27 protein-coding genes and 2 pseudogenes are annotated in these 24,614 nt (G+C 35.1%); 23 read left to right on the top strand and 6 right to left on the bottom strand.

Annotated features, from left to right (window positions below):
• Positions 1 to 114 precede the first annotated feature (114 nt).
• On the bottom strand, positions 115 to 267 hold the full coding sequence (locus tag HMPREF9423_RS12100; RefSeq protein WP_006149300.1) for an NAD(P)/FAD-dependent oxidoreductase: 153 nt from the start codon (positions 265 to 267) through the stop codon (positions 115 to 117).
• A 111-nt stretch (positions 268 to 378) separates the two neighbouring features.
• On the opposite strand from HMPREF9423_RS12100, the gene HMPREF9423_RS10485 reads away from it, so the two are divergent.
• The 5 genes and pseudogenes from HMPREF9423_RS10485 (at position 379) to HMPREF9423_RS10505 (ending at position 3,654) form a co-directional block, all read left to right on the top strand.
• Positions 379 to 1,284, top strand: coding sequence for a DNA glycosylase family protein (locus tag HMPREF9423_RS10485; protein WP_006149301.1), 906 nt, complete (start codon positions 379 to 381; stop codon positions 1,282 to 1,284).
• Positions 1,281 to 2,276, top strand: coding sequence for a class I SAM-dependent methyltransferase (locus tag HMPREF9423_RS10490; protein ID WP_006149302.1), 996 nt, complete (start codon positions 1,281 to 1,283; stop codon positions 2,274 to 2,276). Before HMPREF9423_RS10485 ends, HMPREF9423_RS10490 begins: the two co-directional genes overlap by 4 nt.
• Before the next feature lie 18 nt (positions 2,277 to 2,294).
• Positions 2,295 to 2,684 (top strand): annotated as a pseudogene (locus HMPREF9423_RS10495) (permease); the annotation flags it as partial.
• Between the two features lie 177 nt (positions 2,685 to 2,861).
• The gene (locus tag HMPREF9423_RS10500; protein WP_000171299.1) at positions 2,862 to 3,050 is read left to right on the top strand and encodes a hypothetical protein; all 189 of its coding nucleotides are present in this window, start codon (positions 2,862 to 2,864) and stop codon (positions 3,048 to 3,050) included.
• Positions 3,043 to 3,654, top strand: a pseudogene (locus tag HMPREF9423_RS10505) (Fic/DOC family protein). The gene HMPREF9423_RS10500 and the pseudogene HMPREF9423_RS10505 overlap by 8 nt, the downstream one beginning before the upstream one ends.
• 180 nt (positions 3,655 to 3,834) lie before the next feature.
• On the opposite strand, the gene HMPREF9423_RS10510 reads toward HMPREF9423_RS10505, so the two are convergent.
• On the bottom strand, positions 3,835 to 4,590 hold the full coding sequence (locus HMPREF9423_RS10510; protein ID WP_006149305.1) for an SDR family NAD(P)-dependent oxidoreductase: 756 nt from the start codon (positions 4,588 to 4,590) through the stop codon (positions 3,835 to 3,837).
• A 283-nt stretch (positions 4,591 to 4,873) separates the two neighbouring features.
• Between HMPREF9423_RS10510 and HMPREF9423_RS10515 the strand changes: the two genes are divergently transcribed.
• On the top strand, positions 4,874 to 5,236 hold the full coding sequence (locus tag HMPREF9423_RS10515) for a MerR family transcriptional regulator (RefSeq protein ID WP_006149306.1): 363 nt from the start codon (positions 4,874 to 4,876) through the stop codon (positions 5,234 to 5,236).
• Between the two features lie 357 nt (positions 5,237 to 5,593).
• Here the strand turns inward: HMPREF9423_RS10515 and HMPREF9423_RS10520 are convergent, their stop codons facing one another.
• The 4 genes from HMPREF9423_RS10520 to HMPREF9423_RS10535 all read right to left on the bottom strand — a co-directional run bounded on the left by HMPREF9423_RS10520 (position 5,594) and on the right by HMPREF9423_RS10535 (position 9,045).
• Positions 5,594 to 6,280, bottom strand: a complete 687-nt coding sequence (locus HMPREF9423_RS10520; RefSeq protein WP_006149307.1) for an XRE family transcriptional regulator — start codon at positions 6,278 to 6,280, stop codon at positions 5,594 to 5,596.
• A gap of 8 nt (positions 6,281 to 6,288) precedes the next feature.
• Entirely contained in the window at positions 6,289 to 7,149 is an 861-nt protein-coding gene (locus HMPREF9423_RS10525; RefSeq protein ID WP_006149308.1) for an ImmA/IrrE family metallo-endopeptidase, read from the bottom strand.
• 98 nt (positions 7,150 to 7,247) lie between these two features.
• Positions 7,248 to 8,696 carry an FRG domain-containing protein gene (locus HMPREF9423_RS10530; RefSeq protein WP_006149309.1) on the bottom strand — a complete coding sequence of 483 codons (1,449 nt, stop codon included), beginning with the start codon at positions 8,694 to 8,696 and terminating at the stop codon, positions 7,248 to 7,250.
• 7 nt (positions 8,697 to 8,703) lie between these two features.
• Positions 8,704 to 9,045: a helix-turn-helix domain-containing protein gene (locus HMPREF9423_RS10535; protein WP_006149310.1), complete on the bottom strand. Its 342-nt coding sequence runs from the start codon at positions 9,043 to 9,045 to the stop codon at positions 8,704 to 8,706.
• Positions 9,046 to 9,700: 655 nt separating this feature from the next.
• Here HMPREF9423_RS10535 and HMPREF9423_RS10540 point away from each other — a divergent pair.
• From HMPREF9423_RS10540 to HMPREF9423_RS12700, 17 genes are all read left to right on the top strand, one after another.
• Positions 9,701 to 9,883, top strand: coding sequence for a hypothetical protein (locus HMPREF9423_RS10540; RefSeq protein ID WP_006149311.1), 183 nt, complete (start codon positions 9,701 to 9,703; stop codon positions 9,881 to 9,883).
• A 34-nt stretch (positions 9,884 to 9,917) separates the two neighbouring features.
• Positions 9,918 to 10,214: a hypothetical protein gene (locus HMPREF9423_RS10545; RefSeq protein ID WP_006149313.1), complete on the top strand. Its 297-nt coding sequence runs from the start codon at positions 9,918 to 9,920 to the stop codon at positions 10,212 to 10,214.
• 21 nt (positions 10,215 to 10,235) lie between these two features.
• Entirely contained in the window at positions 10,236 to 10,697 is a 462-nt protein-coding gene (locus HMPREF9423_RS10550) for a hypothetical protein (RefSeq protein WP_006149314.1), read from the top strand.
• A 13-nt stretch (positions 10,698 to 10,710) separates the two neighbouring features.
• Entirely contained in the window at positions 10,711 to 12,399 is a 1,689-nt protein-coding gene (locus tag HMPREF9423_RS10555) for an FtsK/SpoIIIE domain-containing protein (RefSeq protein ID WP_006149315.1), read from the top strand.
• 207 nt (positions 12,400 to 12,606) lie between these two features.
• The gene (locus tag HMPREF9423_RS10560) at positions 12,607 to 13,839 is read left to right on the top strand and encodes a replication initiation factor domain-containing protein (RefSeq protein ID WP_006149316.1); all 1,233 of its coding nucleotides are present in this window, start codon (positions 12,607 to 12,609) and stop codon (positions 13,837 to 13,839) included.
• A 14-nt stretch (positions 13,840 to 13,853) separates the two neighbouring features.
• Positions 13,854 to 14,087, top strand: a complete 234-nt coding sequence (locus tag HMPREF9423_RS10565) for a hypothetical protein (protein WP_006149318.1) — start codon at positions 13,854 to 13,856, stop codon at positions 14,085 to 14,087.
• Between the two features lies 1 nt (position 14,088).
• Positions 14,089 to 14,646, top strand: a complete 558-nt coding sequence (locus tag HMPREF9423_RS10570; RefSeq protein ID WP_006149319.1) for a hypothetical protein — start codon at positions 14,089 to 14,091, stop codon at positions 14,644 to 14,646.
• An 11-nt stretch (positions 14,647 to 14,657) separates the two neighbouring features.
• Positions 14,658 to 15,653 (top strand): conjugal transfer protein, encoded by a 996-nt coding sequence (locus HMPREF9423_RS10575; protein ID WP_006149321.1) that lies wholly within the window; start codon positions 14,658 to 14,660, stop codon positions 15,651 to 15,653.
• 9 nt (positions 15,654 to 15,662) lie between these two features.
• Entirely contained in the window at positions 15,663 to 15,887 is a 225-nt protein-coding gene (locus HMPREF9423_RS10580) for a TcpD family membrane protein (RefSeq protein ID WP_001095596.1), read from the top strand.
• Positions 15,888 to 15,889: 2 nt separating this feature from the next.
• Positions 15,890 to 16,300, top strand: coding sequence for a conjugal transfer protein (locus HMPREF9423_RS10585; protein WP_006149323.1), 411 nt, complete (start codon positions 15,890 to 15,892; stop codon positions 16,298 to 16,300).
• Between the two features lie 13 nt (positions 16,301 to 16,313).
• Entirely contained in the window at positions 16,314 to 18,818 is a 2,505-nt protein-coding gene (locus HMPREF9423_RS10590; RefSeq protein WP_025170216.1) for an ATP-binding protein, read from the top strand.
• 11 nt (positions 18,819 to 18,829) lie between these two features.
• Positions 18,830 to 20,695: a phage tail family protein gene (locus tag HMPREF9423_RS10595; RefSeq protein WP_006149325.1), complete on the top strand. Its 1,866-nt coding sequence runs from the start codon at positions 18,830 to 18,832 to the stop codon at positions 20,693 to 20,695.
• 1 nt (position 20,696) lies between these two features.
• A complete protein-coding gene (locus tag HMPREF9423_RS10600; protein ID WP_006149326.1) occupies positions 20,697 to 20,921 on the top strand; it encodes a hypothetical protein in 225 nt (74 codons plus the stop codon).
• A 16-nt stretch (positions 20,922 to 20,937) separates the two neighbouring features.
• The gene (locus HMPREF9423_RS10605; protein ID WP_006149328.1) at positions 20,938 to 22,050 is read left to right on the top strand and encodes a CHAP domain-containing protein; all 1,113 of its coding nucleotides are present in this window, start codon (positions 20,938 to 20,940) and stop codon (positions 22,048 to 22,050) included.
• 13 nt (positions 22,051 to 22,063) lie between these two features.
• Complete coding sequence (locus HMPREF9423_RS10610; protein WP_006149329.1) at positions 22,064 to 22,321, top strand: MerR family transcriptional regulator; 258 nt, start codon at positions 22,064 to 22,066, stop codon at positions 22,319 to 22,321.
• A gap of 111 nt (positions 22,322 to 22,432) precedes the next feature.
• Positions 22,433 to 23,698: a tyrosine-type recombinase/integrase gene (locus HMPREF9423_RS10615; RefSeq protein ID WP_006149331.1), complete on the top strand. Its 1,266-nt coding sequence runs from the start codon at positions 22,433 to 22,435 to the stop codon at positions 23,696 to 23,698.
• Positions 23,699 to 24,081: 383 nt separating this feature from the next.
• Positions 24,082 to 24,537 carry a hypothetical protein gene (locus tag HMPREF9423_RS12700; RefSeq protein ID WP_006149332.1) on the top strand — a complete coding sequence of 152 codons (456 nt, stop codon included), beginning with the start codon at positions 24,082 to 24,084 and terminating at the stop codon, positions 24,535 to 24,537.
• The last annotated feature ends 77 nt before the right edge of the window (positions 24,538 to 24,614 follow it).

Genomic DNA, 24,614 nt, shown 5'->3' on the forward strand with positions numbered 1-24,614 from the left:
CTATATTAATCTCCTACCTTCCTCTGAAAAGTCAACTTTATTTAATACTGCATATTTCTAATAAATTAGAATCAGGATCTTTTAAAGAAAAATAAGTTATATTATTCCATTCTTTTAGCTCAGAAACACAGATTCCCCAATATGGTATCTAGGGAATTTCGCTTTTTCAAATAACACTACATCCCATCCTTTGCGCTGTAACAATGTTGCAATTGAACTACCTCCAGGTCCGCCTCCAATAACAATAACGTCATAATTAGTTTTCATTATTTAACTCCTTTTGATTTGACTTATTATAATCAGCAATGATATAATTAGATTGCTAATTATTTAGATGATAACTTTAATTTTTTTATTTGTCAAGTTTAGGAGGCTATCTTGAAAGAAAAAATTTTATATATATATCCCACCAAACCATTTAATTTTGATTTAACGAAAAGAATAGTTAAAAATTTCTTCCCTACCAAAGAGAATTATAGGATAATTAATGACAACATAGTTTTTTCATATAACCTAGCAAATCAACTTGTTATAGTTGCTCTGAAAAGTTTGGGGACACTAGAGGAGCCAAAAATAAAGGTCAAATTATTATCTCATAAAGGATTATATGATTCGGAAATAAAAAAAATAAAAAATAAAATTATCAGGCAGTTTTCTCTTAAAATTACATTATCTGATTTCTATGAGAAGTTATATAATTTTGACTTTTTAAAATATAAATTTAAAAAGCTTTATGGCTATCATCCCGTTTCATTTAGTTCTATAGAGGAAGCGGGTATTTGGGCAATTTTATCTCAACATTCAAAATTTCAACAAGCTTATAATCAAAAAAAAGACATATCCCTCTTGTGCTCCTTTAAAGAAAGTGTTAAATCAATAGAATTTCATGGATTTCCTAATATAAAGCAATTAGGTTCAATACCAAAGGAAACCTGTATTGAAATAGTTGGTGATTGTAGAAAAGTTACATATCTTTCTAACTTTATTTCAACATTGAACAATATAGAAATTGATGATTTATATACTTATTCATACGATAAATTGTTTGATCTTTTAATTTCAATAAAAGGAATAGGCACTTGGTCAAGTGAATTTATTATTTTACGTGGGGCTGCTAATTTTGAAAAAGCCCCCTTATCAGAAAGAGCAAATATAAAAGTTTTCCAACAGTACTACAATGAGCAAATAGATAAATATATATCTTTTTACAGCACTTATAGTGGTTTATGGATTCATTATCTAAGGATTTATGATTATTTGAACAAAGGAGTTTTATCTAGATGAAAAAAGATAGCATGAATAAAATTATTAACGACTCATGGGGATTTGCGGAAGCAAGAATATTAAATACATGTTTTAAATTAAAAATATTTGATAAGATAAATGATGGTAACAACACCATAGAAAAATTAGTACATGCATACAACTATAACCCTTCTATTATGAAGTCTATGTTCTTTGTACTAATAAACAAAAATATTTTGACATTTGAAAACAATAGGTATCATATAAACAGTGACTACTTTGATTTTATTGTTTCAACTGAAAGTAAGTATATTGGTAACATTTGGAAAACTCATGAATATCTTAATAATAATCTTTGGAATAATCTAGAGTTGTTTGCTAAAGATGAATCTTCAAAGGAAAATCTTTTTGCTTTTGAAGATAATAATCACTGGAAAAACATTTTGCCTTATTTAAATTCACTAGCTTCTAATACTTCTGAAACTATTTCTAACTATTTTCCTAACAACAATATTAGGGTTTTAGATATTGGATGTGGCTCTGCCAAGTTACTTTCTACACTATTAGAAGATCATCCAAACTGGGTAGGAGTTGGAATCGATAATCCTTCACCAATAGCAAATGCAACCAATAATAATATAAAACTTATTGAAGATGGCAGACTACAGTTGCTCCCTCAGGATATATTTTTTTACAACAAAGATATTGGAGAATTCGATATTGTAGTTCTAAGTAATATATTACACGGTTATAATAAAGAACAAATTATTAAATTATTAAATATGGTTGATAAGTATCTTGATAGTGGAGGACGATTATTAATAAATGAATTCATAATTGATGAAAACTCAGAGGATATCATGCAACATATATATAATATTCAATTTTCAATGACAGGAAATGGAAAATCGTTTTATCTTGATGATTTGGATAATTTACTTAATTACTGTGGCTACTATTATAGTAAATCAATTGAATTGGATAGTCCTTATAATTGTATTTTGTACTCTAAAAATAAGCCAAAATTATAATTTTTGATAGCGATAATCATTGGAAGTCAATTGGTTAAAAAATTTGGTTTACAAAGAACTTTTAAAACTGAATTGCTTACATTAATTATCCTCTACCTTATTCTACCTTTTGCTAATAATTTTTGGGTAGCCGAAATTTTATTAACAATTATCTATATAAATAATGGATTTATTTTTCCTTTGTTTATGGCGACTTTGCAAGGTACTGTCGAAAATGCACGAAGTACGATTTCTTCATTATCAAATGCAGTAATGTATTTAGGTGAAACAATTGCAGGTATAGTGGGAGGAGTTCTCTTTGTGAAATTTACAGGATTCTCAGGAATTTCTGTTTTCGCAGCTATTATGATTGCTTTATCATGGTTATTGTATTCACAAGCAGGGGCGTTTAAGAAAGATAAATCTTAAGCTCAATATTTTAATTCTAAAAACAATATAAAATAAAGAAGCTGGGACAAAAGCCCGACCTCAAACATAAAAAGCGAACAAAACTAGTTTTCTGGCTTTAATAACAGTCTCTATCCTTTAGGTAAAAATACCGATTTTATGGTATAATAAAGATAACGTTATACAAGGAAGTGTGCCATGACTCTTGATGTAAATAAAGAAGAATTAACAATTTTAGGGATTCCCTTTGATAACTTTTCAGATTTCGATACCGTCTGGTATGCTATTGGGTCATCAATGATTGAAAATTATGAACCTACTGTTCAAGATGTGATTGATTTAAAAACTTATGTTATCAACAAACGAAAGGAATTGAATATTGGTTAAGAATCAATACGAAGGCTATGAGTACATTGACCCCAATCACCAATATACCTATCCAAATTCTACAGTCTTAATCAACAAACAAAATATTACAAATATTGAAGAAGCCTACCGGAATGAGCATTTATTCGTTACTAGAAGGCTTGCAGACTTGCGCTTGAAAACCATAGAAGTCTACTCCATTAGTGATATTTTAGCCATTCATAAATATTTATTTCAAGATGTCTATGCTTGGGCGGGACAATTTCGCAAGGTGAATATCTCAAAAAATGGGAATCCTTTTATGTCAATACAATCTTTCAGTACTGCCCAAGACTATATCAACCATCTTATTCATACCTATTATCAAACTGCTAATTCAAAAGATGAGATTATTAAACAATTAGCAAAAATTCTTGATAATCTTAATTATTTCCATCCCTTTCGAGAAGGGAATGGACGAACTCAACGAGAAGTTATTCGTTCCTTAGCACTATCAAAAGGTTATTCTGCACAAGTACGCGTGTAACAAGATGATGAAGTTTACAATCTTTATATGGATGGGACAGTCTATGGGGACTTAGGAAAGTTAGAAGAACTACTTGGCAAAATACTGGAAAAATTGTAAATTAATCTACAAAAACACTTGTATATTTTTTAAATATCCTAAATATCACAGAAAATTATAACTTACTCAAAACTTAAAGACAAAAAGCTTCTGAAATCTAACGTTTCAGAAGCTTTCTTCTTATCATAAAACGACTGCAACTATTAATCGATACCACATTATCGATATTTATTAAAATAATTAATGTTTAAGTAGTGGTCCGCTAAGATGAAATTCAAAATTTGTAACATCAACTAAACCAACAACTTTGTCACTTTGATATAATTCCATCAAAAATTGTGCCATCTCTTCACTTGTGTGATATTTAGCAAAATGCTCATCATAATTGTATTCTTTCGAATCTGTAGCAACTTGACCGAATTCCGTTTTTGTGGCAGCTGGAGCTAAAACCTTAGCTTTTAATTGATGTTGATTTGCCTCTAGTTCCAATGCCAAGCCTTCTGTAAAAGCACTGACATAAAATTTACTTGCACAGTATGTAACTGCATTTGGAACCATCATGTATCCGCCTCTAGATGATAAGTTAATCAATTGAGCGCCTTTACAATCTTTATAATCTCTCACATATAGAGTTGATAGAATTGTTAAAGCTTCAATGTTTAGATGGATTAATGTTATTATCTTTTCTAAATCTTGAGATTCAACCTTATCATAATTTCCAAAACCAGCATTATTTATTAGCGTAGTAATGTGATATTTTTTCAAGCTTTCATAAAGAGCAAAAACATTACTGGACTTCGATAAATCAACAACTTTAATAACAATATCTAAATCCGGATAATGGTTCAAAATATCTTGCTTCAATTTTTCTAGTCGTTCTTGACGCCGAGCAATTAAAATAAGATTCGTTCCTAATTTTGCAAATTGTCTTGCTGTCTCCGCTCCTATACCAGCACTGGCTCCAGTAATACAAGTATAATTCTTCGTTTGTTCCATACTATTTTCTCCTTTACAGATTGCTATTTGCATTTTTTATAAGAGTCGCTGCTCCCATCAAGGTTCTTGACAGCCTTATCACTAAGCCCCTTTGGAGCTCTCTATTCCTTCAAACCAATTTTTCGTCTATATGGTATTACCTCCTCTCCTAGCTTTATATCAAATTCCTTTGATGCTATGTATTTTACATAGTAAAGTGCACTTTATGTCAAGAGAAAACTGAAAATTTTTTGATTTTTTAAAAATTATGCTAAAATAATAAAAAAAAGGGGGAAAAAATATTATGGCTCACTATTCTATTGGAGAATTTGCTAAAAAAACTGGACTTTCTATTTCCACACTTCGATACTATGAGCAAGAAAAATTGATTTTCTCACACAGAGAAGAAAATAATCGTAGATACTATGATGACTCTGATATAGCGTGGACTCAATTCATTATTAGATTAAAAAAGACGGGAATGTCTATTAAAAATATGCAAGAATACGCTGACCTAAGATATAAAGGAGACTCCACAATTCCTCAACGACTTAGACTACTATTTTTTCAACTTGATGAACTTCATAAGCAACAAACTGAAATTAACCAACATATTGATTTTCTTGAAAAGAAAATTAAAACTTATTTAGGTATTAATCCTAATTAGCACCATTATTATTTTCTTTATCCAAAAAAGGGATTGAAAACAAAATTTCAATCCCTTCAGAACGAAGACAAACGTTATTTTTGGCGTTTGTTTTTTTGTATTTTCAAAAATATTTTGTTTCATCATTTGATATTCTATCCAAAAACCGGATTTAGAACAAAATAAAAATAGATAGCAAATATCCCTTTTTATTACTACAATTTAAAGAAAAATAATTCTTCTTATTAACAACTATTGTAGAAAGAATTTCTTTAAATCAAAAAACTATGGTTCAACTATTTTAATTAAATAATACTTTTATATATTTTAACTTTATGTTTAAAAGATTCTATTCCACCTTCAAGATAATCAACAATATCACTGTTCAACAGGTAAGAAATTCCCTACAATAATCCCTACAATTCTAGGATCTTCATCATACGAAAGAAAAATATCTTTATAGTTTGGATTGATAGAAACCAGTCTTAAGCCATGCTCCTCTCGATAAACTCGTTTAATATAAGTCTGGCTATTGCAGACTACGGCATAAACTGCTCCATCATAATCAAATCCTGTCTCACGAATGAGAGCCACAGAGCCATTTTGATATTTGGGTTCCATTGAGTCACCAGAAATCCATGAGGCGAAATCGTGGGCTAGTTCTTCATCAAAATAGACAGTATCATAGTTTTGATCGTTATACACTGATGAACCAATACCGGCAGACATTTTTTCGTAAACATGGTACTCATACAGTTTTTCTGATATTGAAACAACGTTTTTACATTTTTCTTTTTGAACTAAGCTTCTGACATAATTAAGTGCTTGATCTTTATCTTCGTCTGATAAGGTATTATATAGTCGGACAATTTCAAGCTCTGTAAAATAACCTTTTGATACTTTTAGAATATGCTCCAAAAGCTTTACTTTTTCTCTAGATGGTTGTTTTACTCCACGCTCCCATGCGGAATAGGCTTGATAGCTGACTCCCAACTGATCAGCAATATCTTTTTGGGTCATTTTTAGCTCTTTTCTACGAGCTTTAAGTTTTTCTGGTTGATACATAGTTTTCCTCACATTAATAATAGTTTCAATTCAGCTTTTTGCTTTGCCTCTTTGTCTGTTAGTCTATTTTTATCCCAAACATAAGCTATAGATTTTCCTTTGTCATAAATGAGCCATACTTTTAGATTATCATGGCAAGTCTTTATTACTTTCCAGTTCTCTTGTTTTAAAAGTTCGGGATATTCTTGACTAGTCACGAAGCCTCTTTTGCTCACAGATTGCTCAATCTTCTTGATTAGAGAAGTTTTGTAGTCGTTAAATTCTTTAATAATTTGATCTCGAATATTATGAAACAAAAGGAGTAGTGTGGCATTTTGTCCATCAATATAAGCATCGATAGCCTGCTTAATGGTACTTTCTTTTCCAGGATAATATTCTCTAAGCAGATCTAAAAGGCGAAAGAACAATGCCTGCTTTGAAACATCCAGGCTATTTTGAATGTGTTGAAAGGTGTCGCAACTATAATAAATCTTTGACAACAAAACAATGTCAGGCATTAGTACGATAGCAGAGAAGATATTTGCTTCTCGCTCTAGTAGGCTTTCCTGATTATCAATAGATTCTGCAAAATAATTACCTTCATGCTCTAGGATAAAATGTCCTAGCTCATGACACAGAGTAAAATTTTGCTTCACAATGGGATTATCCTTTTCATAAGAAAAACTAATACCTAATTCATCAATAACAGTTAGTCCTTCAATCTTATGATTTGAGAAGTGGTGACTAATTACTTGAATTTGATATTTTTGAATACAATGTTGAAAGAAGTAATTAAAATTATAATTTAATAATGAAATATCATAATCCTTCATGTATTGGTATAACACATGTTTTGTAGACTTACTTATTCTTGTATACAATTCATCCAAAGAATGATACCTCCTTTAAGTATAAATTACAAAACTAAACCATTTTGGTTGAGTCAATTATATAAAAGAAGTGGACGTTTGTCCACAATACTATATGCTTACTCAGGTCCGAAAATTTCCAGAAAAGTCGGAACATAAATCCTATATTCCTTTGGTCTGTATAAAAATTGATAAGGTAATATAAATTGAATAAAAATACTTTTTATCTCCGAAAACTCAAATACTTTTTTGGGATGTCGGCTTAAATCTAAAAATAGGTTCCAAGTATACTTTTTATCAAGGATTAGCTGCAGTTCTTTTGAGAGATTTTTATCAGCACTCAATTTAATTTGTTCTCTTTTATGTTCCATGATTTCATCTATAATGTCAAGCGGAACATATCCATAACTTTCGACTCCCATAGAATCTTTCATTCCTATATGTAACAGTTCTGACAAATCTAGGCTATCATACTCGATAATATTTTTGACTACTTCTTTTATTTCTAACTCAGTATACGGGAGGTAAACCAATGTATCAATCGCTTCATTAATCACACAGTTTAATTTCGCTTCTCCAATATCAACTGATATTTTTCTACCATTTTCAATATTATTACGATTTTCTTTTATAATATTTATTATGTTCTTTTCATCATTTTTTAAATTTATTTTTTCAACTATATTCTCCTTAATTGCACGTTCAAATACTCCCGAAGACTTGCCAAAATCACAAGGCCATTGGTTATCACTTAAGTAGCAAGAGGTAATAGAAGTATAATCTTTAATGATCAACTTATTAGCTTCTTTGAAGAGATCTGTTTCTTTAAAATCTTTCATTGCTTCAACTGATTTGAATCGTTCAATTTCTGATTCTAGTACATTAGGTTGGGGATAAATAACTTCTGTATTTATTGTATTACTTGAGTATACTTGTCCATTATGTTTAAATTCAAAATCAGCTTCTCTATCTTTAAAGTAATAATGTGTAACAATATTTAACAAATCCCACAGAAATACTCCTTTTTGATTATTCATTCTAGATAACTCAGGAATTGAGAAATCAAAGAAAGGATTATAATCAGCAGCCTTTAATATTTTAAGATTCTCTTCTTGAAACTCAGTTAATTTATTACTTTTTTCAAGTCTCCTAACAGCTACTCTAACAATAGATTTTATAAGTTCAATTTCCTCACTCGAAATTCTCCATAAATAGCCATTTTTATATTCTGTATTCTTTTCTATTCCATCCGTTGCAAAAAAGGCTGCAACTTCAATGTCAGTAGTGAAGTCTATGAAATCTGTTTTATATCCATAATGTTGCGCTATAGCGAGACATTTATTAAGGTATTCATCATTTTGTAAATTTAATGTTTTATTCTCCTTAAGTTTTTCAACAAAGAATTGTGTTTTTTCCATTTCTTTTGAACTATAATTAACACGAGAAGCTGATGATTGTATTGGCCAACAATGGATCTGACCTCTATAATAGTATTGCTTCCCAGTTTTCTTTTCATACTTTTTCAGATTTCTTACCAAATCGCTTAATTTATTGAATATTTTAGTCATATACTTCTTAATCCTCTTTATTAAAAGCCTTCTTCCTCTCCTCCATAAACTCAATCAATTCTTTCTTAAAAGTTTCCTTTTCTTCCTCAGTTAAACCTCTTGAGTTCATACGGAATAACAATTCAATATTATCTAGTTCATCTGATTTTTCTTCTGAGTTCCCAACTAGATAATCAATTGATACATCAAGAATTTGTGCAATTTTAACGAGATTTTCTTGTGTTGGTTTTTTCTTGCCTCTCTCCCAGTCTGCATAGGAAGATTGTCCTATCCCTAATCGTTTTGCGAGTTCAACCTGAGTTAAGTGAGCTTGTTTTCGTAATTCTTTTAAACGTTCTGCAAACGCCATAGCTATTCCTCTTCAAATTTTTTTAAAAAAATTTCAAAAATCCCTTGACTTTTATCGCCAACAGCGATAAAATGTAAATATAGCTGGTGGCGATATTAAAAATCAAAATAATAATCCCTACCAATTGAGATCATTGACAATTAAATAAAAAGTGCGTCTGACAACCAGAGGACTGATCATCAGAACTACACATAAACTTCGTACCTTTATTGTAAATGTTTTGATAAGAAAAGTCAAGTCCGTTTTATGGTTGAAGTGAAGATAGAAAACAAGACTCAATTCTTGTGGGCTTCCACGCATTTCGGACTTTCGCACTTTTCCGAATAGTAAAGTGAACTGGCTTCGCCAAAGGGCGTAAGAGAATCTTAAGGGTATGATAATGACTCCCCAATGAGATTGGCTGGGAAAGCGATGGTAATTGACGCAAAGCACCTTGCTAAACGTTGCCACCGTGGAAAGAGGGATCTTTCCAACCAAATAACTTTTCTTTACTGCTGTCTATCTATTTAGATAGACCTACTCTCAAGCTACTAAGTTCTTTCCTTTTTTCACTTAGTAGCTTTTTTACTTATTACAATAAAGGAGAATGATATGACAAACTTTTTTCGCACTACAATGTAAACGACTCTATGATAACTATGAATTTACCTATGGTATGTTTAGTGAATCAGATAAACTACAGGCTAAACTTTATGCTCAAGCTCAAATAGATCTAGATCATCTAGCTCAAGATGCTCGTAGAAATGGCTATGCTCATGGGGATATTCAATTCTATAGTCGTATGTTTAAACGCAAACTTTTTACACACTATTACTCAAGAGTGAAGCAACTAGCTTAACTCTTTTTATTTTACACTCAGAAAGGAAAATCTTATGATCTCAGAAACACTTAAAATGAAACCAGAATTTATTGGCCCTGCTTACTATGAACGTTTAGGAAATGCTCCTAAATTTATTTTTGGAAAAGAAGGCAAATACCAACGCCACATTCTAAACAGCGCAGAGCACGGTGCCTTTCATGTCATTACACCAGCCTCTACAACAGTCTTTCCAGAAGATGCTCTAGTAGAAACTGTCAATCCAATCTTTTTCCCAGATACTGCTTTAAACGGCAATACTGTTGCACCTTATCTCAATGTCTTTGCGGAAAAATTGGTAATCAAAAAATAAGAAATAAAAGGAGAAAATCACATGGCTAAAATTGGATTAAACTACGGAGAAAAACTACAAATTGCTGACAAGACTTATCGTGTCATTACAGACGGGTTAGATGTCCCAGCTGTCCTTGGAAAACTAACTTTCCGAGGCATTGAAGGTCCTGATATCATCTTTGAAGTGGATCGTTCGCAACGAAATCCTGATGGATCATTTGTACAAGTCAATACAGGTGAGATCCGTGGTATTGTTGTAGGGATTCATTCTTCTGTCCAGCACGAAACCCTCTTTTTCACTATCGCAGATATGTCTGAGTCTGAAATTGAAGACCTGGGTATTAAATACCGAGAAGAAGTTGAACTAGAAGATATTGTTATCACCCATACCCACGTCAATCGTAATGATATCTATAAACTCTTTGCTTCTAAAATCAAGAAAAAAGCTGGAGGCGCACCGACTAAAGAAAACAAACCGGTAGAAAATAAGAAGGAAAACTAGGAGGTGATGTAGGATGAAACTCTTTACCTATCGAGGAAAAAGAGTTCGAATTTTTCATCGTAAACTAAAGGGAATCACATGGTTTATCTGGTGGTTTCCTTTTTTGTTGGCTATTAGTGTCTACAGCTATTTACATTTAGAAGAATTAAAAGTCCATCCCTTACCCCAAGGATATTTTCTAGGAGCTGGATTTCTCTTTTCTTTAATCTTCTCTTGGTTTATCAATCGGGTTTGCTACAGGAAGATGCTCTTTTTTCAAAAGCTAAACAGCCTTCGAATTCTTTCTCGCTTTTTGCTAGAGAATAACCTCTATCTAGTTAAAAAGGTTAAGCGTGAAAACAGGATCATTGAAAAAATCACCTTACCTCAAGTGTATATCAAACAGTCTCGCTACAAGATTGAAGTGAGTTTCATTCTAGAAGGTAATAAATTTCAAGATCGCTTCCTCAACCTTGGAGCTACGCTTGAAGTCATGTTTAATGGAGATTTTCGTAATAAAACCTTTGATAATCGCTTTATCAAATATGAAATTGCTATTAACCGAATTGATAGCAGGATCACCATCGATGAAGTAAAAGTCAAGGGATCCAAACTCCAGCTCATGAAGGATGTAGCTTGGGATTATATTGAAGAGCCTCATCTTCTCATCGGTGGTGGAACAGGTGGAGGAAAAACCGTTGTTCTCATGACCATTATCTACGCTCTTGCTAAAATCGGCTTTGTTGATATCTGTGATCCTAAGAATTCGGACCTTGCTGGATTAAAGAAAATTCCAGTCTTTCATGGTCGGGTTTACACTAGTAAGGAAGATATCATTAACTGTTTTAAAGAGAATGTAGAGTTCATGGAAAAACGCTATGAACTGATGTCTACTTCGCCAAAATTTCAAGCTGGAAAGAACTTTACTCATTATGACATGAAACCAAAATTCATTCTTGTGGACGAGTGGGCAGCTCTTATGGCAAAAATTGACCGTGACTATAGCCAACAGTCAGAACTGATGGAATATCTCTCACAGTTAGTTCTAGAAGGCCGTCAAGCTGGAGTCTTTATCATCTTTGCTATGCAACGGCCCGATGGAGAATTTATCAAAACGGCTCTTCGGGATAACTTTATGAAGCGTCTCTCCGTCGGTCATTTAGAATCAACAGGATATGACATGATGTTTGGAGATGCTAATAAAACCAAAGAGTTCAAAAAGCTAGATGAAATCAATGGAGTCAAGATCAAAGGACGGGGCTATATCGCAAACAACGGTGAGTTGGCTGGTGAGTTTTTCTCTCCTTATGTACCGCTTGATCAAGGATTTTCCTTCTACGATGCCTACTCTAAAATTCCTATTATGGAATTTGAAGGAGAAGAGTTCTCAGTATTTGAAGAATATAAACCACTGCTTGAAACGATTGATCCTATAGAGAAAGAGAAGACTATAGAAAACGAACCAAGCAAACGACCACTCAAGGAATTTGCGGACGAACAAAATCTTAAAATGCCAACCTTACGCAAGATTATCTATCTCTTAACAGAACAAGGGATCATCTTTGAACGGACTGTATCCGCTATTCTAGTGGATCCTTTTCAAGAAAAACTTCTTCTTGAAATCCTCGCTCAATTTGAAGAGGGAGGACGCAGGTCTTATCCAAAAGCAGTTGAAGCGACGATTGTTCATCATGGGCTAGGACAAGGGCAAGGGCAAGCCTGACCGCAGGTCAGGCGCAGACCGTAGCCCGAAGTTTCTAGGCCATGATGAAACTTCAACCCCCGTTTTCTAATAGGGGGGTTACAATTGGCAAAAACGCCAAGTCCACCCCTCCTCATTCCTTATGGGAGTTGGGTTTTCAATTTTTATGAAGTGTGTCACTTTCTTCAAAAAAGTGTGTCACTTTGTTAGAAAGAGGTGTTGCGATGAATGGACAAGATTAGTCCTTTTCATATTAAGAATTTCAGAAAACAAACAGGACTTAGTCAAAAAGCATTTGCACAAGCTGTTAATCTTCCGACCAGAACCTACCGCTCTTATGAAACAGGCGAAAGAGGACTGACGATTGATAAGTTTAGAGAACTTAAAGAAAAACTTGGTTACTATCAAGATTGCGATAAAAACAGTCTTCGGGCTCAAATCGACTATCTACGACTGACCTTTCCGAGATTAAAGGATTTAGACGCTTTCTGCGAAAACTTCCTTCACTGTCACTTAAGCGAATTTACAGACCAAGAAACTCGTCTCATGAACTATACCCACTTATGGCAACGAGGGAACATCTGGATTTTTGATTTCTTTGATAAGTCTGTGACAAATGACTACCAAACTTGCCTTCAATTATCTGGTCAAGGATGCCGTGAGCTGGAATTACTACTAGAAGATAAGGGAATTACTTGGCAGATTTTTCTTCAAAACATTCTTTATTCCTATGAAGATGTTCGGGTGAAACGTCTCGATATCGCCCTAGATGAACTCTATAAAGGCTACGGTCACGAGGAAGAACAAATTCAAATTCCAAAACTGATTGATAAGCTCTATTCCAAAGAGATTGTTCTAGATACGATCAAGAAATGGAATATCACGGGTGGTGGATCTTTCACAGATAATGAAGACATGGAAGCGAATCACGGCTTGTCCATTTACTTTGGGAGCCGTCAAAGTCAACTCTACTTCAATTTTTATGAAAAGCGCTATGAAATTGCTCGAATGGAAAACATCTCCTTGGACGAATCCTTGGAGATTTTTGGTATCTGGAATCGCTATGAACTCCGCTTTTCAGATCAGAAAGCTCAAGGCATTGTAGAGGAATACATCAACGGTGTAGATCTCGGAGAAATCGCCAGAGGCATCATCAATAAAGAAATTCAAGTCTATGATGGAGTTACTCGTTTTGGAGCCTATAAACCTGATGAAAAATGGCAACGGCTCTTTGGAGGTGTCGAACCCTTAAAGCTCTCAACCAACCCACAGCCTTACAGTATTGAGCGAACGATTCGCTGGCTGACCTATCAAGTTGCTAACTCCCTTGCACTAGTCACTGAAGCAGATAAAATCCTGCAAACAGAATACATGAAGATGATTCAGAACAGCGGAGAAATAACAGACCGAGGAAAGGCCATGTTACGACTTCTCAAAGCTAATAAACAATATGAACACTAGAAAGGAAAAACGATATGGAATACAAAGTTCAAATTAATTCACTAGACAACTTTAAAGCCTGGTCTGGTGGACTAACCACCTTGAACACTGTCCGTGAACGTGGTGGAGTTGATACTTTAACGGTTATCTGTGAAGATATCTTCTCTGGTGATATACCTACAGAAACTACGATTAATGACTGGCTCTGGTTTGATTCTGATTTTATCTACCAAGCTCTAGGCTACGATGATCTTCTAGAGGCTTCTTAAGATGCTGAAGAAGATTTATCAAGCAGACTTTCTGCTTCTTCCAGAACAAGAATTCTGGCATATGTACATCCTCTTACGAAAAGGCAAGGAATTCTACTACGAATGTGCTGGTAGGTGTACAGAAGAACTTCCAGACAATAGAGGTTTCTACAACTATGAACATGCTTGTTTCACGCTAGATGGTCAAGTGTTGAGCGTAAATAAGAAAATGCGCCCCTCACTCATTACTTATATCCAAAAGACCATCAAAGACAATCAAGAAAAATTTAGAAAGGAAATTGAAATGGCTACTAAAACTATTTTTGAAAAGAAAGTCTCTCAAGTCACCAATGAACTGGGAGAATTACTTAAAAAGAAAGATCACAGAGAGGCTTGGACCAAGGCTGGAGAATTAAATAGTCTCCTTAAAAAAGAAGAAGCCAAGGATCTAAAACCTGACTTGATCGAACAACTCCAGACTGAGCTACGAGGCTACTATTACATTAATGGCGAGATCGAAAAAGCCAATAAGCGCCTCTATGCAAAAGGCTCAAAGCTCATTGAACTTGCTAGTCTATAAAAGGAGGATCTATGGATAAAGCCAAACGCTACTTGCTTCAAGTAAAAGAATATCTCTCACACTTTAAAAAGGTGGAGAAAAAAGGAGGCCCACCAAAACTAAAAGTCACCAATAAAAAGACCGTCAATATTGCAGTCATAGGAGGAATTGCTTTCCTCCTTTTTGTTGGTCTCTTGGGATCTATTCGTGCTATCACACTATCAAATAAAGTAGGAACACTACAAGCTCAAGTTGAGGCTACTAAAAAACAAAAGGCACAACCAATGGAGTCTAGTAGAAAATATGACTATAAACTCCAGTATTACCTGAATGATTATGTCTATGCTTACTTCACCCTCCCACAAGAAGGCGATAAACAAAAAGCTCAAGTGGACTACTTAAATAAATTTTACAATTTCATCCCTGATGTAAAATCTCAAGGGCAAGTTCGAAATCCCAGCTCACTTCTCTATTCTCAGTTAGTGACTGTAGAAGGAAAAGTTGCGACCTATAAGGTTAAATACAAGGAAAGCATCCATCGGGATAACAACACAGAAGAAAAAGAAATTGTGACAGGTTTCAATATTCCATTTGATGAAAAAGATGGAAAATATTACGTTTCTGGCCTTCCTTGGTTTTCTGCCATTGAATCCTCACAAGCTGGACACTTTAGCGAAGATGATAAGCTCCAATTAACTGCCAATGATCATTTTTCAGATGGTCAGCGTCAGAAAGTAGAGAAATTCCTCAAGGTCTTCTTTACCAACTACACCACAAGCCAAGATAATCTTAATCTGATTGCTAAGGATGTGGATATCATCGCAAATAGCACTTTCAAAACGATCGACTACACTTATCTCAAACAGGACGGTGATGATTTAATCGCTTATGTCCAAGCTACCTTTGAAGTTGGAGGTACCACTCACTCGGAAAACTTCACCTTTACTCTCTCAGAAAAAGAAAAGACCTACTATGTCTCAAAACTAGAACACACCATTCCACTGAATTACGCAAATGATAAAGAATAGGAGAACTCTATGAATACAAACAATCTACGAACCTTCCTTCAGGGTGATGGAATTTGGATCCTGACAGCCATTGCCGTGCTCTTAGCGATCAAGGCTTGGCGGAACAGCTCTTGGCTTCAACTCTTCTCTGTCGTTGGTTTCTATGCCGTTATTGTTTCAATTGCGAAAGGACAAGATATCCTAAAAGCAGTCGGCTGGTTCCTACGACTCTTCGGTATTGAATCAGGACTTTAAGTATGAATGAAGAAAGACTTTATGATTACAGTAAGGGCCTAAATGCTCCTTATTGGATCCAAGAAATCAAGACAAAAAAGGGCACTCGACTATGGTACTTTGCGACACCGATGCAGTTGTCCTTTTTCATTGTCTTTATCATCGTCTTTGTGGCCATGTTACTCTTTGGAGGGTTTATCTTTGTGCCACTCGCAAAAATTACTCACTCAATTTCTCTCTTGCTCTATTGGTATCTCCCTTACAAATTGGCCAAATTTTATACTGAATACGAGCCTCACGGTAAAAAGATGCACGTCTTTATCGGAGATTACCTGATTTACTTCTGGGATTTTAAGCTAAACAAAAAAGCTATCTACCACGAAGATCGAATAGAGCCTGTAGAAGAAATTGTCTTTGAAAAAACAAATTTATAGAAAAGGAGGACCTATGAGTATTACTTTAACTTATCCTATTAGGGAAACACATGAAAATCTAGCTCTCAAAAAAGATCAAACAGTCGTTGCGTATTACCGTATTCCAAACACTCCCATCACCATTACGGATGATGAAAAAAAGCACAAACACAAAATTACGGTTGCTCAAATGATGAAGAAGCTCCAAAAAAACAAGTTCTTTGAAATATCTCTGATCCCTAAAGACTATCTCTTAGAAGAGAAAATGCGGGACTTCTCAGATGCTCTAGCAGATGATAGTCGTGAACTAGGAGAAGAACTTCTTCTTTACACGGTAGATCAACTAACAGACGAAATGGAGATCCCTTATCAGTTTGACTGGGTCGTGGGAGTGACTTTACGCAAACAAAATCATGGAGCTACCGTCAAAGACTTGGCCTATGAGAGCTTTAATGAGTTTACTGAAAAAATCGCAAAAGGTCTTGGCTATGAATATGAATTAAGTTCCACCTGGTATGAAGACTACAAAAGTGATGAATTCACTATTTTCCAAGCCTTCTCCGTACTTCGGGCAAAACGGTTATCAAATGAAGAACTCTTTTATTACCAGCGGATGCAATACCTCCGCTATATCCCTCACTACAAGAAAGAGGTACTCGCTAATCGTGCTCAATTCAATATCACAGACACCTTGATCAAAGTCCTAAAAGGTGGCTTCCTCAAGCTAGAAAGCCCTTATGGATCTTCCTTTGTGACAATTCTTCCGGTTGGTAAATTTCCTGTTCAATTCAATGGTTTTCACCTGGGCGAATTTATCCAACGCTTAAACTTTCCCGTTGAGCTACGAATCAAAGCAGAATTCATTGATACTGGTAAAATCAAGGGTCGAATGGGACGTTCGAATACACGTTACAGAAACATTATGGAAGAGGCAGAAAATACCGATACTGTCCAACAAGACGAGATCATCATGGGTTCCATCTCCCTAAAAGACTTAATGAAGAAAGTCGGAAACAAGGAGGATATCATTGAATACGGAGCCTATCTTATCGTCTCTGCTTCTAGCGTGAACCAACTCCGACAAAGACGACAAGTGGTTTTAAACTACTTTGATGATATGGGAGTCGAAATTAGTGAAGCCTCTCAAGACGGACCTTATCTCTTTCAAGCTCTACTCTATGGAGAAAATCTTCAAAAGAAAACTCGCACCTGGACGCATATGGTCACAGCTCGCGGTTTTTCAGAACTCATGCCCTTCACCAATACATCTTCTGGGAACCGTATCGGTTGGTATATTGGCCGAGTAGATAACTGGACAGGCCGTTGGGACAGTATCGCTAAAGCTATTGATTCCTCAAAGAACATTGTCCTCTACAATGCGACAGTGGGAAATAAAGAAGATATAGCTGGAAAGATTACCAAGAACCCGCATATCATCATTACTGGTGCAACAGGACAAGGGAAATCTTTCCTCGCTCAGATCATCTTTTTAAGTGTGGCTTTACAAAATGTTAAAACCCTTTATATCGACCCTAAACGTGAACTTAGAAATCACTACCAAGAAGTGATCAACTCACCTGAATTTGCACGTCTCTATCCTGAACGCAAGAAACAGATTGAGAACTTTAACTTTGTAACACTAGATAGCTCGCTTCCATCAAACCACGGAGTCTTAGATCCGATTGTTGTTCTAGATAAAGAACAAGCTGTAGAGGTTGCCAAAAATATGCTCGAGTTTCTACTACAAGCTGTAGATGATGTCACGATGGATCAAAAAACAGCGATCACAGAAGCTATTAATGCGATTGTAGAAAAACGAGTCGCTGGTGAGAAAGTCGGATTTAAACACGTCCTAAAAGTTCTGAGAGACTCTACTTCCTCTGAAATTGCTTCGGTTGGTCGTTATCTGACCTCAATTGTCACAAACTCTATCTTGGAACTAGCCTTTTCAGATGGAACCACTCAAGGACTTAACTATGAATCAAGAGTGACCATTCTAGAGGTCAATAACCTCAAACTACCAAAAGACGATTCCACAAAAATTTCAGATCATGAACGCAATTCTATTGCCCTCATGTTTGCGCTTGGTGCCTTCTGTACCCACTTTGGAGAACGAAATGAAAATGAAGATACCATTGAGTTCTTTGATGAAGCATGGATTCTTATGAAGTCCGCAGAAGGAAAAGCCGTTATCAAAAATATGCGTCGGATTGGACGCTCCAAAAACAATACCTTGGCACTGATTACTCAATCTGTACATGATGCAGAAAATGACGATGATACAACAGGTTTTGGTACCATCTTTGCTTTTTATGAAAAGTCAGAACGAGAAGATATTCTAAAACATGTCAATCTAGAAGTCACTGAAAGCAATCTCGAATGGATTGATAATATGATCTCTGGCCAATGCCTGTACTATGACGTGTATGGCAATCTCAATATGATTTCCGTACACAACATCTTTGAAGATATTGATATGCTTCTAAAACCAATGAAAGCTACGGTATCATCAAGTCTTGAAAATAAATACGCTAGTTAGGAGGTGGATCCATGCAAGAAGCTTTTGACAAACTAAGAGGAGTCGATATCTTCTCTCTCAAGTCCTATATGGAGCCTACTGGGTTCGCTTCCTTTAACGGGGCTTGGGTACTGATTAATGAGCTTTTCGTCAACTTCTTCTTTTTCATTCTAAACGCAGTGGTGGGCTTCTTTTCTTTGCTGATTCGAATTCTTGAAAAAATTGATCTCTACTCTAGCTATAAGAACTATGTATTTAATGGAGCAATAAGTATCTGGAAAGGATTTATCGACTCAAATGGAAGTGGAGTTGCCAAGCAATCACTCGTTTCAATGTTGCTTCTGATTTTAGCTTTCTATCTTTTTTATCAATATTTCTTTTCGAAAGGATCCTTTTCAAGAACACTCCTTCATGTTTTTCTAGTTCTCATCCTTGGCTTTGGTTACTTCGGAACAGTTGCAGGGACCTCTGGTGGTCTTTATCTGCTTGATACCATCAATAATGTCTCTAAAGAGGTCACTAAAAATATCACTCATATTAAAGTAGAGTATGGAAAAAATAAGACGATCAAAATCGGTGATTCTATGGCAGATAGCTATATAGCAGAAACATCTTATAAAGCCTATGTCTTTGTCAATACTGGACAAGAAAATGGAAAATACAAGAATAGCCAAGACGGAAAACAAGAAACTTTTGACGATAGTAAGGTACTAGGAACAAGCGATAAAAATGGAAACTTTACAGCGGTTAAATCCAAAGACCGCTCCAAATATCTAGATGAACTAGGAAATGGAGCTAATGACGATGGCGAAAAGAACCGTTGGGTTTCGGCAATGCCTGATTTCATCTTTACTCGTATGTTTTATGTCATATTTATAATTTTTGATGCTTTTGTATTAGCGATACCAGTTATTTTGATTCAAATGTTAAATGTCATTGCTCAGACACTCGTTCTGATGATGATCCTGCTCTTTCCAATTGTGCTATTAATGTCCTTTGTACCAAGAATGCAGGATCTGATTTTTGGAGTCTTGAAAGTCATGTTTGGTGGGCTTCTTTTCCCAGCTATCACGAGTCTATTAACTCTATTAGTCTTCTATATTGAAAAAATGATCGAAAACATTATCATTACAGGCTTTGATGGTATTCTTAAAACACTCCCATCCTTGATCATCTTTGGCCTTGTCTTTAAACTACTCATTTCAGTTGTCTCAAAAGGACTCGTATATTTCTTTCTATGGAAATACAAAGCTGAATTGCTCCAATTCATTCTTGGATCCAAAGCTCGAATGGTGGCAAGTGATATTGGAAATAAAGTTGAAAGTGGGATCACAAAAACCCGAGAGGTGGCTTCACAAGTACCATCACGAAGTCTTTCATCTGCTCAACACCTTGGAAATTTTGCTTTAGCAGGTGCTGGTTTGGGAGCTGGAATTCTCATGAATGCCAAGAGTCACTTCCAAAATGTCGGTTCCTTCTTTACCAATAAGGAATCCGAGAATCAATTTGAGGAAATGACTCCATCTGAAGCACCAGATACACTCGATGCAAGTCCTTCTACAACAAAACCAATAATTGAGAAGTCTAAACCAGTCGAAGAGAAAGCAACAACTCCATCAATAGAATCTCCAATCACAGTAGAGCCAACTTCAAGTTCAGACGAGGAATTTCAAACCCTTAAAGAAGAATGGATCTCTCCATTTAAACAACTCCGAATTAATAGTCTTGAGCGCAAGTTAGAGGAATATAAAGATCCTCAAGCTATGTACAAAGCTCAAGGATCGAATGCTTTTACTCGTGCTTATCGTAAAACTATGACCCGAGATGATAAATTAAGGAGCAATATTGAACGAAGAGACCGATTAACAGAACGCTTAAAACAACTTAGAGGAGAATGATATGAATACCAAGATACGTTCAAGAACTGCTTTTCCAAGAGTTCTTGAAGAAACTCTTTATCAAGCCTACCAAGAAGGAAAACGCTCAGTCGATTTCCTTCTTTTATTTCCAGTCTCAGAACAAGAAAGAGACCAAATCATCCTACAAACTAAGTCCTATTCAGTCGTTTTAGATGCAAAATGGCGTTTTGGGACTGTTCTGTTCACTGCTTATATAAGACATTAACTAGAAAGGAGATTCGATGAAAAAACTAAAATGGTTTCTATTAGCTGGTCTCATTCCTCTCTTTCTACCGGTCCTCATTATCATTATCCTTATGGGGGCTGTCGGAGGTGGTGGAACGAATGGCTCACCTCAATCCCAAAATGGAGTGACATATGCGGATCACTGGTCAGATGGAGATCCCTATACTCACAACTTACTTGTTCATCGCTTCGGTATCACAGCAGAGCAATTAGACGGCTTTTTAGATACGTTAGGAATCTCCTATGATAAGAACCGAATTAATGGAAAAAAGCTTCTCGAATGGGAAGCTAAATCAAATCTTGATGTTCGTGGAATTGTTGCGATCGCACTAAATGAAAGCTCTCTTGGAACTGCTGGAGTTGCAACCAACCCTGGAGCTAATATGTTTGGTTTTGGTGCTTACGACTCCAACCCAGAATACGCAAATCATTTCAACGATGAAGTCGCTGTTGTAGGACTAACCCAACAAACTATTATTGGGAATAAAAACCAAACCTTTAAAATCCAAGATGACAAGGCTAAGAAATTTGCGAATGGTACTCTAAATCCTTCTACTGATGGTGGAGTCTATTTCACAGATACCACAGGATCAGGAAAAAGACGTGCAGAAACCATGCAAAAACTGGATGCCTTCATTGATGAGCATGGAGGAACTCCAAAAGCTCCTGAACAAACTACAGGAAAAACTAGAGATGGTGGAGGAGTAACTTCAAACGATATCCCTGTTGGCTACAGTCTGACAACAGCTATTGATACCACAGGATATATCACTAGTACCTATCCTTGGGGACAATGTACCTGGTATGTCTTCAACCGTGGAAAACAAGTCGGAGTCAACTTTGATCCATTTATGGGAAATGGTGGACAATGGATGAATAAACCAGGCTTTACAACAACCCACACACCTACAGAACACTCTGCACTATCATTCTCATCAAGTCAAGCTGGTGCTGATCCAGTATACGGGCATGTTTCATTTGTGGAACAGGTCAAATCAGATGGTTCAATTCTCGTCTCAGAGTGTAATGTGAAAGGATTGGGGATCATTAGTTACCGGACATTTGATGCGGAAACTGCCAAACAATTTACCTATGTAATAGGACATTAGAAAGGATAATTATATGGATACACTACAACAAGTAAAACTAGATAAAATTGAAAATCTTCTTCAAGTATTGGTGAACCTTCTTGACAAAAAAAGCAACTCCAATCACTTGGAAATTATAACTCAAAAAGAAGTTCTAAAAGAATTGAATATATCACCTAACACACTGAAAAGTTGGGAAAGAAAAGGACTAGCTCGTCTGGAGCCACCTATTGAAGGAACGAGAACAGTCTACTATAAACGGCATGACATCATTAAATTTCTATCAACTTAATAGTAAAGCAGAATTGCAACAAACAACTCATGAATATGCTAAAATAATATCATCTTAAAAGAAGGTGAGGGTCTTATTTTAGCCTTTTAAATATCCGAATCAAGAGGCGATATGAATAAAGAAACCATTCAATACAACAATAAAAAAGTTATAAAAATTACCAAGCAGAACGGTGAAATAAGCTATTCAATCAAAGGTGTTTATATCGGAACAGACATTAAGACTGGTAAGCGAATTACAAGAACAATCACTGCTAAAACATTAAAAGCTCTAGATAGAAGAATTATTGAATCCAAAATTCAATTTGAAAAATCTGGGTCAACTACTAAAGAAACTATCCAAATCGGTAATTTTGAAAGTTTAGCTGAAATTTGGTTCAGCCATTTTAAAACTTGGGTATCTTCACAAAATACAATAAATCGCGTTCGAGGGTACTTAGATACTTACATCATTCCACAATTTGGCGATTATAGACCAGAGCAGATCGAAGCATCAGATATCCAATTATGGCTAAATCAATTAGCCAAAAAAGCCAAACAAGCAATTGAATCTGGGAAAAAACGTGCCCCGAAAGGCAGTGCAAAAGATTTTGGTGCAATGGCACATAAAATGAGTGATATTTTTGATTTTGGAATAACAAATTGCGGTTTAAAAAACAATCCTGCAAAGACAATCAAGATACCACCAAAACCCAAAGCTATTAAAGAACGTATCATGGTCCTTCATGATGAGGATTTAAAACTTTGGTTAACTTACCTTGACACACTACCAAACACGAGAGCAAATCGGCGGTTTAAAATCATTTGTAATACATTACTGGCTTCAGCACTACGAATCAATGAACTATTAGCTTTAGAAATTACTGATCTTGATTTTGAAACTAATGAAATCATTGTCAATAAAACTTTAATGTGGAAAAGTGCTAATAAAAAATTGAACCAAAAAGGAGGGATCATTTGTAAGAATTCTCCTAAAACTGATGCCGGTAATCGTAGAGTTGCTGTTCCTATATCAACTTTAGAAGGACTAAGAGAATTTCATCAAGAAATGAGTCTCTACTTTGAAGAACATCATTTACCAAGATCCAAATTGATATTTCCGACGATTTATGGAAATTATATGTGTGATAGAAATGAGCGTGCAACTCTAAAAAAACGACTGATCGAATTAGGACTACCAGATTATGGGTTTCACCTATTCCGACATACACATGCATCTATGATGCTCAATGCCGGAACTAACTGGAAAGAGCTACAACATAGGATGGGACATAAGTCTATTACCACAACTATGGATACATATGCTGAACTAGCACCGAAGAAAAAATTCGAAGCAGTTGATATTTTTCTGGATAAATTACAAGAACTCACGGATTAATACAATCACTACCTTTATCACTACCTTTTCACTTCAAAGGCCTGTACTCCTTGATGTGACAGGGTTTACAACTTAATTATTTAACCCTTACAGAAGTGAAGTAAGCATTCAATACGAATCAATACATAAGAAAAACGCTGATTTTAAGCGTTTTTTCTTTTTTCCAATTTCAAAGTATTGCAAAAAAATCAACCGAATGACTACATTTTTGACTACATTTTTTGTGAAATAAATTAGATGTTCGGATATATAGAAAACGCTCTAGTCATATTGCCTAGAGCGTTTTTGTATTGTTCAAGAAAATTAGATGTTGATTTTAGATAACTACAAATTTCAGATTTTTTAAAACAAGATTTAATTGTTGATTACTAGAAAGGATCATTATGTTTACAAAAAATAAATTTCAATACTGTATTCACAATCATGAGAGACTAGAACTCCATGAGCTACAAAAGGAATATCAAAAGGATAAAGCTGGAACAAAACTTAAGTATGAATCACAATTGTTTTGTCCTGGTTGTTATAAAGTGGATTTGGTCATAAATGAGAAAAAAGGGAAAATCTATCTATCGAGCCATCCTAAATCACCTCATGGTGACGGATGTGAATATTCTTTGGAATCTGCTTCGAAAATAGAACTGAAAGAATACTATGAGAAAATTGATGCAGACTTAGCTGAGCAACTCTTAAATCGTATTCTGGAAGAAAAGGTCCCTAGAGTAATCCAACCAAGGAGCTTCAATTCTCTGCAAAATAATAATGAGGTGTCTGATGTAAAATTTGTTTTAGAAAATAAAATCGGTATCAGAAAATATTTACCTCGCAGATCCTGCTCCTAAGTGAATTAGAAGTATCTGATCATCTGACTATGTACTATGGAGAGTGTAAGGTATTTCTTGGAAAAACTGATAAGAAG

It is taken from the genome of Streptococcus infantis ATCC 700779, from assembly GCF_000187465.1.
GTDB classification, from domain to species: Bacteria; Bacillota; Bacilli; order Lactobacillales; family Streptococcaceae; genus Streptococcus; species Streptococcus infantis.